Origin of the sequence: Thermus antranikianii DSM 12462 (assembly GCF_000423905.1) — a bacterium.
Lineage (GTDB): Bacteria > Deinococcota > Deinococci > Deinococcales > Thermaceae > Thermus > Thermus antranikianii.
The window spans coordinates 222,748-236,574 of record NZ_AUIW01000002.1; the positions used below are offsets into that span (position 1 = coordinate 222,748).

Sequence of the window (13,827 nt, forward strand, 5' to 3'; positions counted from 1 at the left end):
ATCATTCCTCCAAGGCTTCCACCACCACCGTGGGTCCCCTGACCTCCACCACCCTTAGGGTGGTGCCCTTGGGCAGGAAACCCCGGTTGGCCACCACATCGATGCGCTTGTTGCCGAAGCGGGCCACCCCGCCAGGCCTCAGGTCGGTGAGGGCCACGCCGATGGCGCCCACCTCCACCTCGTCCCCGGTGGCGTGTTCGGAGATGGTGCTTTCCAGCACCAAGGCCCTTGCCGGACGGGTCCTGGGTAGGAAGCGAAAGACCAGGAGCAGGCCGAGGCCCAAAGCGATCACCGCGATGGCGATGACCATGAGGGCGTTCTCCCCGAAGGTGAAGTACACGGAGGCCAATATGGATCCCACGCCCAAGGCTCCAGCGATGCCGAACCCAGGGAAGAGGAAGGCCTCGGCCAGGAGGAGGGCCACCCCCAGAAAGAAGAGAACCAGCTCGAAGGCCCCGGAAAGCCCGGCGAGCCACCCTCCGGCAAAGTAAAGGGCTAAAAACGCCAGGCCCAAGGTCCCCATGACCCCGAAGCCCGGGGTGAAGAGCTCGAGGAGGAGAAGGAGAAGCCCAAGGGCCAAGAGAAGCCCCGCCACGGTGGAGCTGGTGAGGAACCGGGCCACCTGCACCCTGGGGCCGGGCTCGAGCCTTTCCGTTTCCAGGCTGTACCCTGCCTGGCGCAGAGCCTCGGAGAGGCTTCCTGCCTTGAAGTCCGCCACCTTGAGCTCCACCGCCTTGTCGGCGGAAAGGGTGAGGGGCTCTCCTTTGGCGGAAAGGCCAGGGATCTCCACCTGGGGGTCCACCATGGCCTCCGCCAGCTCCACCGGCCTTCCCCGGGCCTCGGCCACCGCGCGGAACTTGCCCTTAAGGGCGGAGATGATCTTCTGGTCCGCCGCCTGGGGTTGCTGCAGGGGAAGAGCCACCACCGGCAGGGCCGCCCCGATCTCCGAGCCCGGCAGCATGGCGATTTGGCGGCAGGAAAGGGCGATCAAGGCCCCAGCGGAAAAGGCGTTCTGCACCACCGCCAGGGTGGGAAGGGGGGTTTGCAGGATCCGGTCGGAGATACGGATGGCGGCGTCCACCCGGCCCCCTGGGGTGTCGATGAGAAAGGTCACACCGCTGGCTCCTTCCCGCTCGGCGCGGGCTAGAGCCTGCTCCACAAAGACCGCCAAGGCGGGGTCAATCTCCCCCTGGATGGGAATGAGGTAGGTTTTCCCCAGGGCCAGGGAGAGTAGGAAACATAGGGCAAGGAGCCTTTTCACCGTCCTCATTCTATACGGCTTGGGTGAGGAAGTGTGGTGGGGTATCCTGAAGTTCATGCTGCGCCTGGCGGTGTTGGGCAGTCCCATTGCCCACTCCCTGTCCCCGGCCATGCACCGGTACGCCTTGAGCTCCCTGGGCCTGGAGGGGAGCTACGAGGCCTTGGAAACCCCCCTCGAGGCCCTAAAGGACCGCCTGGAGGAGGTGCGCCGGGAATACCGGGGCGTGAACCTGACCATTCCCCTTAAGGAGGCGGCCTTGCCCCTTTTGGATTGGGTTTCCCCGGAAGCCCAGGCCATTGGGGCGGTGAACACGGTGCTTTCCGTGGAGGGGAGGCTTCTCGGCTTCAACACCGATGCCCCTGGGTTTTTGCAGGCCCTGAAGGCCGGGGGGATTCCCCTCATGGGCCCTGCCTTGGTCCTGGGGGCCGGGGGGGCGGGGCGGGCGGTGGCCTGGGCCTTAAGGGAGGCGGGCCTCGAGGTCTGGATCTGGAACCGCACCTGGAAAAGGGCCTTGGCCCTGGCGGAGGAGTTTGGGCTGAAGGCGGTTCCCTTGGAACGGGCCCAGGAGGCAAGGCTCCTGGTAAACGCCACCAGCGTGGGGCTTAAGGACCCAGGGGCTACTCCCTTGCCGGCTGAGTTTTTCCCCAAGGAAGGGGCCGTGGTGGACCTGGTCTACCGGCCCCTCTGGACCCGGTTGTTAAGGGAGGCGAGGGAAAGGGGCCTTCAGGTACAGACGGGGCTTCCCATGCTGGCCTGGCAGGGGGCCTTGGCCTTCCGCGTCTGGACAGGCCTTCTCCCAGACCCCAGGGGCATGGAGGAGGCGGCCCGCCAGGCCCTGGAGGGGGAGTGAATGGCCTATACCCTGGCGGCCCCGGTGGTTCACGAGGAGATCATCCAGAAGAGCCGCTTCATCGCCAAGGCGGCCCCGGTGGCCTCGGAGGAGGAAGCCTTGGCCTTTTTGCAGGCCCACCGGGAACCCCAGGCCACCCACAACGGCTACGCCTACAAGCTGGGCAATCTCTACCGCTTCTTTGACGACGGCGAGCCCACAGGCACGGCGGGTAAGCCCATCCTCCACGCCATTCAGGCCCAAGGGCTGGATAGGGTGGTGGTTTTGGTGGTGCGCTATTTCGGTGGGGTCAAGCTGGGGGCCGGGGGGCTTGTCCGGGCCTACGGGGGGGTGGCTGCGGAGGCCCTGAGGCGGGCTTCCAAGGTGCCCTTGATGGAGTGGGAGGAGGTGCGGTTTGTGGTCCCTTTTCCCCAGGTGGGCCGGGTGCACAGGCTCTTAGCCTCCCGCTCCTGGACGGCTTTGGAGGAGTACCTGGCGGAGGGGGTGCGGTTTCACCTCAGGCTTCCCGCAGAGGAAAAGGAGGCTTTTTTGCAGGAGCTCAGGGACCTCACCCGGGGGCAGGTGCGCTGGGAAGGCTAGGGTAGCATAAGGGCGATGCTGCCCCTTTTTGAGCCCAAGGGCCGGGTGCTTCTGGTGGACGGCCACCACCTGGCCTACCGTACCTTTTTTGCCCTGAAGGGCCTCACCACCAGCCGCGGGGAGCCGGTCCAAGCGGTGTACGGCTTTGCCAAGAGCCTTTTGAAGGCGCTAAGGGAAGACGGGGATGTGGTGATCGTGGTGTTTGACGCCAAGGCCCCCTCCTTCCGCCACCAGACCTACGAGGCCTACAAGGCGGGGCGGGCTCCCACCCCCGAGGACTTTCCCCGGCAGCTTGCCCTTATCAAGGAGATGGTGGACCTTTTGGGTCTGGAGCGCCTCGAGGTGCCGGGCTTTGAGGCGGACGACGTCCTGGCCACCCTGGCCAAGAAGGCGGAGAAGGAAGGCTACGAGGTGCGCATCCTCACCGCGGACCGGGACCTCTACCAGCTTCTTTCGGACCGAATCTCCATCCTTCACCCGGAGGGTTACCTGATCACCCCGGAGTGGCTTTGGGAGAAGTATGGGCTTAAGCCTTCCCAGTGGGTGGACTACCGGGCCTTGGCCGGGGACCCTTCCGACAACATCCCCGGCGTGAAGGGCATCGGGGAGAAGACGGCGGCCAAGCTGATCCGGGAGTGGGGAAGCCTGGAAAACCTTCTTAAGCACCTGGAACAGGTGAAACCTGCCTCCGTGCGGGAGAAGATCCTTAGCCACATGGAGGACCTCAAGCTATCCCTGGAGCTATCCCGGGTGTACACGGATTTGCCCCTTCAGGTGGACTTCGCCCGGCGCCGGGAGCCGGACCGGGAGGGGCTTAAGGCCTTTTTGGAGAGGTTGGAGTTCGGAAGCCTCCTCCACGAGTTCGGCCTGTTGGAAAGCCCGGTGGCGGCGGAGGAAGCTCCCTGGCCACCCCCCGAGGGAGCCTTCGTGGGGTACGTTCTTTCTCGCCCCGAGCCCATGTGGGCGGAGCTTAACGCCTTGGCCGCCGCCTGGGAGGGAAGGGTTTACCGGGCGGAGGATCCCTTGGAGGCCTTGCGGGGGCTTAGGGAGGTGAGGGGGCTTTTGGCCAAGGACCTGGCGGTGCTGGCCCTGAGGGAAGGGATTGCCCTGGCACCGGGCGATGACCCCATGCTCCTCGCCTACCTCCTGGATCCTTCCAACACCGCCCCCGAAGGGGTAGCCCGGCGCTACGGGGGGGAGTGGACCGGGGAGGCGGGGGAAAGGGCGTTGCTTTCCGAAAGGCTTTACGCCGCCCTCCTGGAGCGGCTTAAGGGGGAGGAGAGGCTTCTTTGGCTTTACGAGGAGGTGGAAAAGCCCCTTTCGCGGGTCCTGGCCCACATGGAGGCCACGGGGGTACGGTTGGATGTGGCCTATTTGAAGGCCCTTTCCCTGGAGGTGGAGGCGGAGCTCAGGCGCCTTGAGGAGGAGGTACACCGACTGGCCGGGCATCCTTTCAACCTGAACTCCCGGGACCAGCTGGAAAGGGTCCTCTTTGACGAGCTTGGGCTTCCTGCCATCGGCAAGACGGAGAAGACCGGCAAGCGCTCCACCAGCGCCGCCGTTTTGGAGGCCTTGCGGGAGGCTCATCCCATCGTGGACCGCATCCTCCAGTACCGGGAGCTTGCCAAGCTCAAGGGAACCTACATCGACCCCTTGCCCGCCCTGGTCCACCCCAAGACGAACCGCCTCCACACCCGTTTCAACCAGACGGCCACCGCCACGGGGAGGCTTAGCAGCTCGGATCCCAACCTGCAAAATATCCCCGTGCGCACCCCTTTGGGCCAGCGGATCCGCCGGGCCTTCGTGGCCGAGGAGGGGTGGAGGCTGGTGGTTTTGGACTACAGCCAGATTGAGCTCAGGGTCCTGGCGCACCTTTCTGGGGACGAGAACCTGATCCGGGTCTTCCAGGAGGGCCAGGACATCCACACCCAGACGGCCAGCTGGATGTTCGGCGTGCCCCCCGAGGCCGTGGATTCCCTGATGCGCCGGGCGGCCAAGACCATCAATTTCGGCGTCCTCTACGGCATGTCCGCCCACCGGCTTTCGGGAGAGCTGGCCATTCCCTACGAGGAAGCGGTGGCTTTCATCGAGCGGTATTTCCAGAGCTACCCCAAGGTGCGGGCCTGGATTGAGAAAACCCTGGCGGAAGGACGGGAACGGGGCTACGTGGAAACCCTCTTTGGCCGCCGGCGCTACGTGCCCGACTTGGCTTCCCGGGTGAAGAGCATCCGGGAGGCAGCGGAGCGCATGGCCTTCAACATGCCGGTACAGGGGACCGCCGCGGATTTGATGAAACTGGCCATGGTGAAGCTCTTTCCCAGGCTTCAGGAGCTGGGGGCCAGGATGCTTTTGCAGGTGCACGACGAACTGGTCCTCGAGGTGCCCAAGGAGCAAGCGGAGGAAGTTGCCCAAGAGGCCAAGCGGACCATGGAGGAGGTGTGGCCCCTCAAGGTGCCCTTGGAGGTGGAGGTGGGCATCGGCGAGGACTGGCTTTCCGCCAAGGCCTAGGGGTCGTGGGGTATAGTCGTTCCCATGAGGCGTTACTTCGGCACCGACGGGGTGCGGGGGGAGGCGGGCAAGCACCCCCTTACCCCCGGGTTTGTCCTTAAGCTTGGCCAAGCGGCGGGGGCCTATCTTCGCAAGGTGAGCCCTAGGCCTGTGGTCCTCCTGGCCAAGGATACCCGGGAGTCCAGCGATCTTCTGGAGGCCGCCTTGGCGGCGGGGCTTATGAGCCAGGGGGTCAGGGTGGAGCACCTGGGGGTGCTCCCCACCCCGGGGGTGGCCTATCTCACACGGCACCTTAAGGCTAGCGCCGGGGCCATGATCTCCGCCAGCCACAACCCTTACCAGGACAACGGCATCAAGTTTTTCGGGCCCGAGGGCGAGAAGCTTCCCGACCCCGCGGAGGAGGAGATCGAAGCCCTCCTGGAGGAGGAGCATCCCACGCGGGGCATCGGTACTGTGGGGGATTTTCGGGAGGCGGAGAGGATGTACCTGGACTTTCTCCTGGCCCATGCTCCCGACCTTTCGGGCCTAAGGATCGGCCTAGACCTGGCCCACGGGGCCACCTACCGCCTGGGACCCAGGCTCTTCCAACGGGCGGGAGCCGAGGTGATGGCCTTCTTCAACACCCCGGATGGCCGGAACATCAACAGAGCCTGCGGTTCCACGCATCCCGAGGCCCTGGCCCGCTTTGTGGTGGAGCTGGATCTGGACCTGGGTATCGCCTTTGATGGGGATGGGGATAGGGTGCAGTTCATAGACCGAAAAGGACGGCTTTTTCACGGGGATCATATCCTCTACCTCACCGCCTTGGCCTTTCAGGAAAAGGGGGTGGTGGGAACGGTGATGAGCAATATGGGCCTGGAGGTGGCCCTGAAGGAGAAGGGTCTGGCCTTCCACCGGGCGGCGGTGGGAGACCGGTACGTTTTGGAGATGATGAAGGAAAAAGGGCTTTTCCTGGGCGGGGAACCCTCGGGGCACGTGATCTTCCTCAAGCACCACACCACAGGGGATGGCCTTCTCACCGCCCTCCTCACCCTAAAGGCCCTAAAGGTCCTGGGAGGGGATCTTGCGGATTGGTACGAGGCGTTGCCCATGTACCCCCAGGTGCTTTTGAACGTGCGGGTTTCCGACAAGAATAGGGTCATGGCCCATCCCCGGCTGAAGGAGGCGGTAAAGGAGGTGGAGGGAAGGCTTGGGGGCTTTGGGCGGGTGAACGTGCGTCCCTCGGGGACTGAGCCGGTGGTGAGGGTTATGGTGGAGGCCAAGGAAGGGGCGGAGGAGGTGGCGAGGAAGCTTGCCGATTTGGTTTCCCGCCTGGACCGGGAGTAGGCTGAGGGTGGTGAGCTACGGAAGAGCCCACCTCGAGGAGCGCCTTAAGCGGGTGCTGGCTGAGGCCATCGGTGGCCTAGAAGACCCTAGGCTATTCCTCCTCACCGTGGAGGCGGTGCACCTTTCCCCCGACGGCCGGGTGCTTACGGTGTACGTGGAGGCCTTTAGCGACGAGGAGAAAGCCCTTTTGGCCTTAAGCCACGCGGAGAGAAGGCTCCTTTCCGAGATCGCCCGTAGGGTGCGCCTACGCCGCCTGCCTCGTCTGGAGTTCGTGCCGTGGAGAGCGAGACCCGCATAAAGGTGCGTTATGCAGAGACCGACCAGATGGGGGTGGTCCACCACTCCGTCTATGCGGTCTACCTGGAGGCGGCCCGGGTGGACTTTTTGGAGAAGGCGGGCCTGCCCTACCACCAGGTGGAGGCCCGGGGGGTGTTCTTTCCCGTGGTGGAACTGGGCCTGACCTTCCGTGCCCCGGCCCGCTTCGGAGAGGAGGTCCTGGTGCGAACCCGCCTGGCCCACCTTTCCCGGCGGGATCTTCTCTTTCGCTACCGGGTGGAGCGGGACGGCGTGCTGTTGGCCGAGGGCTTCACCCGTCACCTTTGCCGGGTGGGGGAGAGGGCCGGGCGCATCCCCGAGGACATCTACCAAACCTTGAGTGTGCTACACTTAGGGTAGCATTGTGGGCATGAGCCACGACCCCTTTACGCTTTTTGAAAGGCACATCAATCCCGGCTTGGCAGGGTTGCTTCGCTTCACCGGTCTGGACCGGGTCGAGTCCCATGCCGAAGGCCCCTACGTCTGGGACACCACGGGCAAGCGCTACCTGGACTTTTTGGGCCTCTACGGTGCCTTGAACCTGGGCCACCGTCACCCCAGGGTGGTGGAGGCCGTCAGGGCCCAGCTTGAGCGCATGCCCATGTCCGTGCGGGTCCTGGTTTCCGAGCCCACGGCGAGGCTTGCGGCCAAGCTGGCGGAGATTACGCCCGAAGGCCTGGAAATGGTCTTCTTTGGCAACTCCGGGGCGGAGGCGGTGGAGGCGGCCATCAAGCTGGCCCGGGCCTATACGGGGAAGCCGGGCATCGTCACCACCCAGGGGGGATTCCACGGCAAGACCATGGGGGCCCTTTCCCTTACCCCCAAGCCCGAGTATCAGGATCCGGCCAAGCCCCTTCTTCCCGGGGTGAAGGCGGTGCCCTATGGGGACCTCGAGGCCCTGGAAGCAGCCATAGATGAGGAAACCGCCGCGGTGATCGTGGAGCCCATCCAAGGGGAAGGGGGAATCCGGGTGCCCCCGGATGGCTACCTGAAGGGGGTGCGGGAGCTTACCCGGGAAAAGGGCGTCCTCATGATCGCCGACGAGGTACAGACCGGCCTCGGGCGCACGGGGAAGCTCTTTGGGGTGGACTGGGAGGAGGTGGCCCCCGACCTCATGACCCTGGCCAAGGCCTTGGGGGGCGGGGTGATGCCCATCGGGGCCTGCGTGGGCCGGAGGGAGGTCTTTGAGATCTTCAAGCAAAACCCTCTCTTCCATTCCTCCACCTTTGGCGGTAACCCCCTGGCGGCGGCGGCGGCCTTGGCGGCCATAGAGGTCACCCTAGAGGAGAACCTGCCGCAAAGGGCTCTGGAAATGGGGGGCTACCTGATGGCGGGGCTTAAGGAGCTTAAGGCCCAGTATCCTCACCTCATAGAGGACGTGCGCGGCCGGGGCCTGATGCTGGGCGTGGAGTTCACCGATGCCGACATCGGCGCCTTGGTGGTGGCGGAGCTGGCGGAGAGGGGAGTGATCACCGCCTTCGGGCTCAATAACCCTAAGGTGGTGCGCCTCGAGCCTCCCCTCATCATTGGCAAAGAGCACGTGGACGAGGCTCTTTCGGCCTTCTCGGAGAGCCTTAAGGCTACGGAGAAGGCCCTGGAAGGCCTCTTGGGTTAGAATGCGGGAAACCTTACTGGAGTTTTTCAAAAAAACCGGCAGGCCCCACCGCTTGGAGGAGATTCTCAGGCGATTTGGGCTGGAAAAGCGGGAGGCCAAGGCCTACCTTAAGGCCCTGGTGCGGGAAGGGTTATTGGAGAAGAAGGGAAGCCAGTACTTCCTCCCCGCCCGGGTGCAGGGGCCCATCAGCCTCCACCGGGATGGGTATGCCTTCGTGCGCCTTCCCGGAAAGGACCTCTTCATCCCGCCCGGCTACACCCAGGATGCCTGGCCCGACGACCTGGTGGAGGCCCGCATCATGCCTCCTGGCCGGGACGGGAAGCCCTGGGGGGTGGTGGAGCGGATTCTCAAGCGGGCCCGGGAACGGGTGGTGGGTACCCTAGATTTCCGCAAGGGGCATGCGGTCCTCTTACCGGATGAACCGGGTCTGCCCGAGCTCAGGCTTCTTCCCGAGGGGCTCCACGGCCTTAAGCGGGGGAGCCGGATCGTGGTGAAGGTGCACTATGACCGGCGTCCTTACGGGGAGTTTTTGGAGTACCTGGGGGAGGGGGATGCCCCAGAGACGGAAACCGAGGCGGTGATCGCCAAGTACGGCCTAAGGGCCGAGTTTCCGGCGGAGGTGCTAAAGGAGGCGGAGGCCATTCCCCTGGAGATCCCCGAGGCGGAGATGAAGCGGCGGCAAGACTTCCGGGGCCTTCGGGTCTTCACCATTGACGGGGTGGACGCCAAGGACTTTGACGACGCCATTCACGTGGAACGCCTTCCCAAAGGGTATCGCATCGGGGTGCACATCGCCGACGTTTCCCACTACGTCAAAGAGGGTAGTGCCCTGGACCAGGAGGCCTTCCTAAGGGGAACCAGCGTTTACCTGCCGGGGCGGGTTCTGCCCATGCTCCCCGAGAGGCTTTCCAACGGGGTGTGCTCCCTTAAGCCTCACGAGGATCGGTTGGTCCTCTCCGTCCTGGTGGAGCTGGATGAGGACCTCGAGGTGAAGCGGGTGCGCTTTGCCGAGGGGGTTATCCGCAGCGTGGCCCGGATGACCTACACGGAGGTGGAGGCCTTCGCCGAGGGCTTCGGCTTGCCCGAGGAGCACGCCTTTTTGGCCGAGGATCTAAACCTCCTCCTGGACCTTACGCAAAGGCTCAGACAAAAGCGCCTCGAGGCGGGGTCCCTGGACTTCTCCTTCCCCGAGGTGAAGGTGGAGGTGGAAGACGGCACCCTCCACCTCATCCCCCAGGAGGAGCCCAGGGCGAGAAGCCTCATCGAGGAACTCATGCTCCTGGCCAACCGGATGGTGGCCGAGCACCTGGTGAACAAGGGGCTTCCTGCGCTCTTTCGGGTACACGAGGAGCCCTTGGAGGAAGCCTACGGGAAGCTCCGCACGGCTTTGGCCCGGCTGGGGTATACCCTGCCGGAGAAGCTTTCCTCCAAGGCCTTGCAACGGGTCCTCCTCGAGGCCAAGGGCCGGCCGGAGGAGCCCGTGGTGGCCAACCTGGTCCTGCGTTCGTTGCGCCTGGCTCGGTACGCTGCGGAGAACCTAGGGCATTTCGGCCTGGCCATGGAGCACTACCTGCACTTCACGAGCCCCATCCGCCGCTATCCGGACCTGGTGGTGCACCGGGTGCTTAAGGCTGTCCTCCGGCGGAGCCTTACCCCAGCCAAGAAGGCCCGCTGGCAGGAAACCTTTCCCGCCATCGCCGAGCATGCCTCGGAGATGGAAAGGAAGGCGGAGGCGGCGGAGCGGGAACTCACCAAGTACTACATGGCCAAGTGGGCGGAGCTTCACCTAGGGGAGCGCTTCGTGGGCAAGGTGACCGGGGTGGCCAGCTTTGGCGCCTTCGTCACCCTGAGAAACGGGGTGGAGGGCTTGGTGCGCCTCGAGGCCCTGGGCCCTTACACCTACAGCGAGGAGGCCCTGGCCCTTTTGGGTCCCAAGGGCAAGAGGATCCGCCTGGGGGACGAGATGGAGGTGGTGATCGCCGCCGCCAACCCGAGGCTTCGGCAGATCGACCTCCTGCCCTACCGGGAGGAGGAGAAGAAGGAAGCTTCCAGGGAAAAAACCCTGGTGAGAAAGGGAAAGGCAAAGGAGGGGGAGATGCGCAAGGTGGTAGGACCGCCTACGGATAAAAGCCGCGACAGCCGGCCCGAGCGGGTCACGGTGAACACCATTTACTTCGGTGAGTGGACTCCCAGGGAGGAAAAGGCTGGGGTGCACCGCCCGGTGGAGACCAGGGCCAAGAGGCGGCGTAGGCGCCGCTGATGCCATCCCACCCTGACGAGGCCAGGGTGGGGGCCCCGGTGGCTCCCTTGCCCAGGTCTTTTCCTTGAACCCCTATGGGCACGATCACGATATAGCGGGAAAGGGCATGCCATCGCCTGGGGTTTAGCCGGGAAGGGTGGGGAAAACCAGGGTGCCGGCCCCCACGGCGGAGAGGGTGGGGGCCTCGAGGTCCAGGCGGTAGGCCAGGACCTGGCCCCTCCGGCCGGTGAGGAGGGGGCTGAGGCTTGCCACCACCTCCACGGCGTCCACGCGGGTGGGATTCCCTCCCAAAAGGGCCAGGGCGGCTTCCGGCTCTCCCTGGGCAAGCCTTTCCAGAAAGCCTAGGTCCCGCCTTCTGGCCTCCTCCGCCAAGGGTCGGGAAAAGGGCTTGTCGCCAAAGCGGGGCCCCACGTGGGAGAGGTCCACCGCTAGGACCACAAGGCCGGGGTGGTCCTTGAGGACCATTTTCAAGGCTTCCCCCAGCTCGGGGCTTCGCCGGGCGACCAGGAGGGGAAGGACCTTGGCCCGGGGGAAGGTTCCCTTGAGGAAGAAAAGGGGTAGCTCCAGGCTGTGCTCCTCCCGGAAGGCCAGGGGGGTGTTGAAAAGCTCGTAAGGCAGGAGGGCGTCCAGGGCCTGCAGGGCCGTAAGGTCGGGCTCTGCAGGGCCAAAGGGGGTCTGGAAGGGAACGGGGAGGGCGGCGGCCTTCTCCTTGAGGGGCCGGTGGGCCACCCCCACCAGGTAGATCCGCTCCGGCTCTGGGGTTCCTTCCAAGGCGGCCAGGGCTGCCCCGTAGGCCTCAGGTACCCGGCTCGGCTCCAAGTGGGGAAGCAGGAGGATGGAGGGGCCCCCTTGGGGCCTAGGCCCCGGGAAGCTGGCCCGGAAGGCCTCGAGGAAGGCCCGGGCCTCCCTTTCCCCTTGGGGGTAGGAAAGCCCTGCCAGGCGCATGGGGCGCTCTTTCCTTAGGCTTTCCTCCTCCTCCCGTAGGCGCCTTTCCACGGTTTCCGTAAGCACAAGCCCCGCCTCCTCCAGGGCCTTGAGCAAGTCCTCCAGCTCGTGTCTAGGCACCAGGACCCCATGGGCCTTGAAGACCTCCTCCTGGACTTCTTCCAGGGTTTTTCCCTCCATCAGGGAAACGAGAAAAAGCCCCCCTTCCGTGAGGGCCACGGGCTTGGGGAAGACCCCGTAGGGGTCGCTGAGGAGAAAGCCCCCTTCCACCGGGGTGATCTGGGGTTCACGCAGGCGTATTCGTTCCATCGTCCTTCCAATATAGGAGAAAGGCCTTGGCCTCTTCCCGGGTGCGCACCTTTCCCTCCGCCTGGGCCAGAAGGAGGGCCTCCAAGGCTCTTCCCACCTGGGGACCGGGCTTGAGGTTCAGCAGGGCCATCACCTCCTCCCCGGAGAGGAGGGGGCGTTCGGGGAGGGGCTCGGAGAGGGTTTCCCGGTAGGCCTCCAGTACCTCCCAGGCTTCCTTCTCCACACCTTTCGTGCCCAGGCGGTCTGCTGCCATGAGGTAGGGAAGAGCGGGAAGGAGGTCGTGGCGGCGGAAGTAGAAGCGGCGAAGGGCCTGTTTTCCCTCGGGAGGGCGGTCCATGTGCCGGCGCACCAGGGCCTTGGCCCTCTCCACCGTTTCCTTTGGGAACCGTAGCCATTCCAGGGAAGCCCCCGTCACCTCGGCCCCTACCTCCGCATGGCCGAGGAAGCGGAAGCGGCCCGCTTCCGGGTCAAAGCGACGGGTCAGGGGCTTGCCCACGTCGTGGTAAAGGGCGGCCAGCCGGGCCTCCAAGGGGGCCTCGGGCCAAAGCCAGGCCAGGTGGAAAAGCACGGAGAGGGTGTGCTGCCAGCCATCCAGATGGTGGACGCCCCCCTGCTTAAGACCCACCAGGAGGCGGAGCTCGGGAAGGTAGACGTCCAAAAGGCCCGTGCGCTCCAGCAGGTGAAGGCCCCAGGCTGCCCTGGGGGAGAGGAGGAGCCGGCTCAGTTCCTCCTTCACCCGTTCCCGGGCGGGAAGGGCCTCGAGGTGGGCCTGGAGGAAGCGGGCATGGCGGGAAAGGGCGTCTCGGGTTTCCCTAGGCAGGCCGAGGCCCAGGCTGGCGGCCAGGCGCACCGCACGGAGGCTTCGGAGATGGTCCTCGTACAGATTGGCCTCCCGTACGGGAACCACCACCCTCCGGTTCAGATCCTCGTCCGCCCCACGGATGCCGAGGATGCGGTTTTGCCTCCAGAAAAGAGCGTTAAGGCGGAAGTCCCGCTTGAGGAGGTCTTCCTCCAGGCTCCCCTCCAAGGGGGAGAAGTCCAGGACGAGGCCACCTGTGACCAGGCGGTACTGGCCCCGCTCCTCGTCCAAGGGGAACAGGGTGCCCCCCAGGTGGGTTTGGGCATCCTGTGCCGCCTTCCTTGGGTCCTCCGCCACGAAGTCCAGGTCCTGCGGCCTCCTCCCGAGAAGGAGGTCCCTTAGGGCACCTCCCACGGGGATGGCCCCCTTGGGGGTATAAAAGGGGAAGTCCCTATGGGCGATCGGGCGAAGCACCCCATCATTATCGGCATCACCGGGAACATCGGAAGCGGCAAGAGCACGGTGGCCGCTCTCCTAAGGTCCTGGGGCTACCCCGTCTTGGATCTGGATGAGCTGGCGGCACGGGCCAGGGAGGACAAGAAGGCGGAGCTTAAGCGGCTTTTCCCGGAGGCCTTTGCGGGCGAGGAGCTGGACCGGAGGGCGCTGGCCCAGCTGGTCTTTTCCGACCCGGAAAGGCTTAAGGCCCTCGAAGACCTCCTCCACCCCGAGGTGCGGAGGCTTTTGGCTGAGGAGCTGGCCCGCATAAAAGCCCCCTTGATCTTCCTGGAAATCCCCCTGCTTTTTGAGAAGGGGTGGGAGGCCCATCTGGATGGAACCCTTTTGGTGGCGGCTCCTGTAGAGGAGCGGGTGAGGCGGGTGGTGGCGCGCTCTGGGCTTTCGCGGGAGGAGGTCCTGGCCCGGGAAAGGGCCCAGATGCCCGAGGAGGAGAAGAGGAAGCGGGCCACCTGGGTTTTGGAGAATCAAGGAGGGCTTAAGGAGCTGGAGGAGGGGCTGAGGGAGATCCTGGCCCGGATCCAGGAGCGTTTTGGGCTAAGCTAAA

At 65.1% G+C, this 13,827-nt stretch carries 12 protein-coding genes; 9 read left to right on the forward strand and 3 right to left on the reverse strand.

All coding sequences use genetic code 11. The annotated features are described in order from the left end of the window. Position 1: 1 nt before the first annotated feature. A complete protein-coding gene (locus tag G584_RS0102835; protein ID WP_157626361.1) occupies positions 2 to 1,270 on the reverse strand; it encodes an NfeD family protein in 1,269 nt (422 codons plus the stop codon). 46 nt (positions 1,271 to 1,316) lie between these two features. Here G584_RS0102835 and aroE point away from each other — a divergent pair, with 46 nt between their 5' ends. Genes aroE through rnr form a run of 8 tightly spaced genes read left to right on the forward strand, consistent with a single transcriptional unit; the run spans position 1,317 to position 10,714 of the window. Next, entirely contained in the window at positions 1,317 to 2,111 is a 795-nt protein-coding gene (aroE, locus tag G584_RS0102840) for a shikimate dehydrogenase (protein ID WP_028493254.1), read from the forward strand. Beyond that, on the forward strand, positions 2,112 to 2,690 hold the full coding sequence (locus G584_RS0102845; RefSeq protein WP_028493255.1) for an IMPACT family protein: 579 nt from the start codon (positions 2,112 to 2,114) through the stop codon (positions 2,688 to 2,690). A 6-nt stretch (positions 2,691 to 2,696) separates the two neighbouring features. Next, entirely contained in the window at positions 2,697 to 5,198 is a 2,502-nt protein-coding gene (gene polA / locus G584_RS0102850) for a DNA polymerase I (RefSeq protein WP_157626362.1), read from the forward strand. 24 nt (positions 5,199 to 5,222) lie between these two features. After that, the gene (gene glmM, locus G584_RS0102855) at positions 5,223 to 6,524 is read left to right on the forward strand and encodes a phosphoglucosamine mutase (protein WP_028493257.1); all 1,302 of its coding nucleotides are present in this window, start codon (positions 5,223 to 5,225) and stop codon (positions 6,522 to 6,524) included. 10 nt (positions 6,525 to 6,534) lie between these two features. Then, positions 6,535 to 6,822, forward strand: coding sequence for a ribosome-binding factor A (locus tag G584_RS0102860; protein ID WP_028493258.1), 288 nt, complete (start codon positions 6,535 to 6,537; stop codon positions 6,820 to 6,822). Beyond that, on the forward strand, positions 6,801 to 7,199 hold the full coding sequence (locus G584_RS0102865; RefSeq protein WP_028493259.1) for an acyl-CoA thioesterase: 399 nt from the start codon (positions 6,801 to 6,803) through the stop codon (positions 7,197 to 7,199). Before G584_RS0102860 ends, G584_RS0102865 begins: the two co-directional genes overlap by 22 nt. A 10-nt stretch (positions 7,200 to 7,209) precedes the next feature. Further along, the gene (locus tag G584_RS0102870; RefSeq protein ID WP_028493260.1) at positions 7,210 to 8,454 is read left to right on the forward strand and encodes an aspartate aminotransferase family protein; all 1,245 of its coding nucleotides are present in this window, start codon (positions 7,210 to 7,212) and stop codon (positions 8,452 to 8,454) included. A 1-nt stretch (position 8,455) separates the two neighbouring features. Next, entirely contained in the window at positions 8,456 to 10,714 is a 2,259-nt protein-coding gene (gene rnr / locus G584_RS0102875; RefSeq protein WP_028493261.1) for a ribonuclease R, read from the forward strand. A gap of 123 nt (positions 10,715 to 10,837) precedes the next feature. Here the strand turns inward: rnr and amrB are convergent, their stop codons facing one another. Next, the gene (gene amrB / locus G584_RS0102880) at positions 10,838 to 11,968 is read right to left on the reverse strand and encodes an AmmeMemoRadiSam system protein B (RefSeq protein ID WP_028493262.1); all 1,131 of its coding nucleotides are present in this window, start codon (positions 11,966 to 11,968) and stop codon (positions 10,838 to 10,840) included. Next, on the reverse strand, positions 11,946 to 13,241 hold the full coding sequence (locus G584_RS0102885; protein ID WP_028493263.1) for an HD domain-containing protein: 1,296 nt from the start codon (positions 13,239 to 13,241) through the stop codon (positions 11,946 to 11,948). Before G584_RS0102885 ends, amrB begins: the two co-directional genes overlap by 23 nt. On the opposite strand from G584_RS0102885, the gene coaE reads away from it, so the two are divergent. After that, positions 13,221 to 13,826 carry a dephospho-CoA kinase gene (coaE, locus tag G584_RS0102890; protein WP_028493335.1) on the forward strand — a complete coding sequence of 202 codons (606 nt, stop codon included), beginning with the start codon at positions 13,221 to 13,223 and terminating at the stop codon, positions 13,824 to 13,826. The two genes, G584_RS0102885 and coaE, sit on opposite strands and share 21 nt — an antisense overlap. The last annotated feature ends 1 nt before the right edge of the window (position 13,827 follow it).

Coding starts and splice junctions, on each gene's coding strand:
- glmM (WP_028493257.1), top strand. CDS start 5,223: ATGAGGCGTTACTTCGGCACCGACGGGGTGCGGGGGGAGGCGGGCAAG.
- rnr (WP_028493261.1), top strand. CDS start 8,456: ATGCGGGAAACCTTACTGGAGTTTTTCAAAAAAACCGGCAGGCCCCAC.
- aroE (WP_028493254.1), top strand. CDS start 1,317: ATGCTGCGCCTGGCGGTGTTGGGCAGTCCCATTGCCCACTCCCTGTCC.
- G584_RS0102845 (WP_028493255.1), top strand. CDS start 2,112: ATGGCCTATACCCTGGCGGCCCCGGTGGTTCACGAGGAGATCATCCAG.
- coaE (WP_028493335.1), top strand. CDS start 13,221: ATGGGCGATCGGGCGAAGCACCCCATCATTATCGGCATCACCGGGAAC.
- amrB (WP_028493262.1), bottom strand. CDS start 11,968: ATGGAACGAATACGCCTGCGTGAACCCCAGATCACCCCGGTGGAAGGG.
- G584_RS0102835 (WP_157626361.1), bottom strand. CDS start 1,270: ATGAGGACGGTGAAAAGGCTCCTTGCCCTATGTTTCCTACTCTCCCTG.
- G584_RS0102870 (WP_028493260.1), top strand. CDS start 7,210: ATGAGCCACGACCCCTTTACGCTTTTTGAAAGGCACATCAATCCCGGC.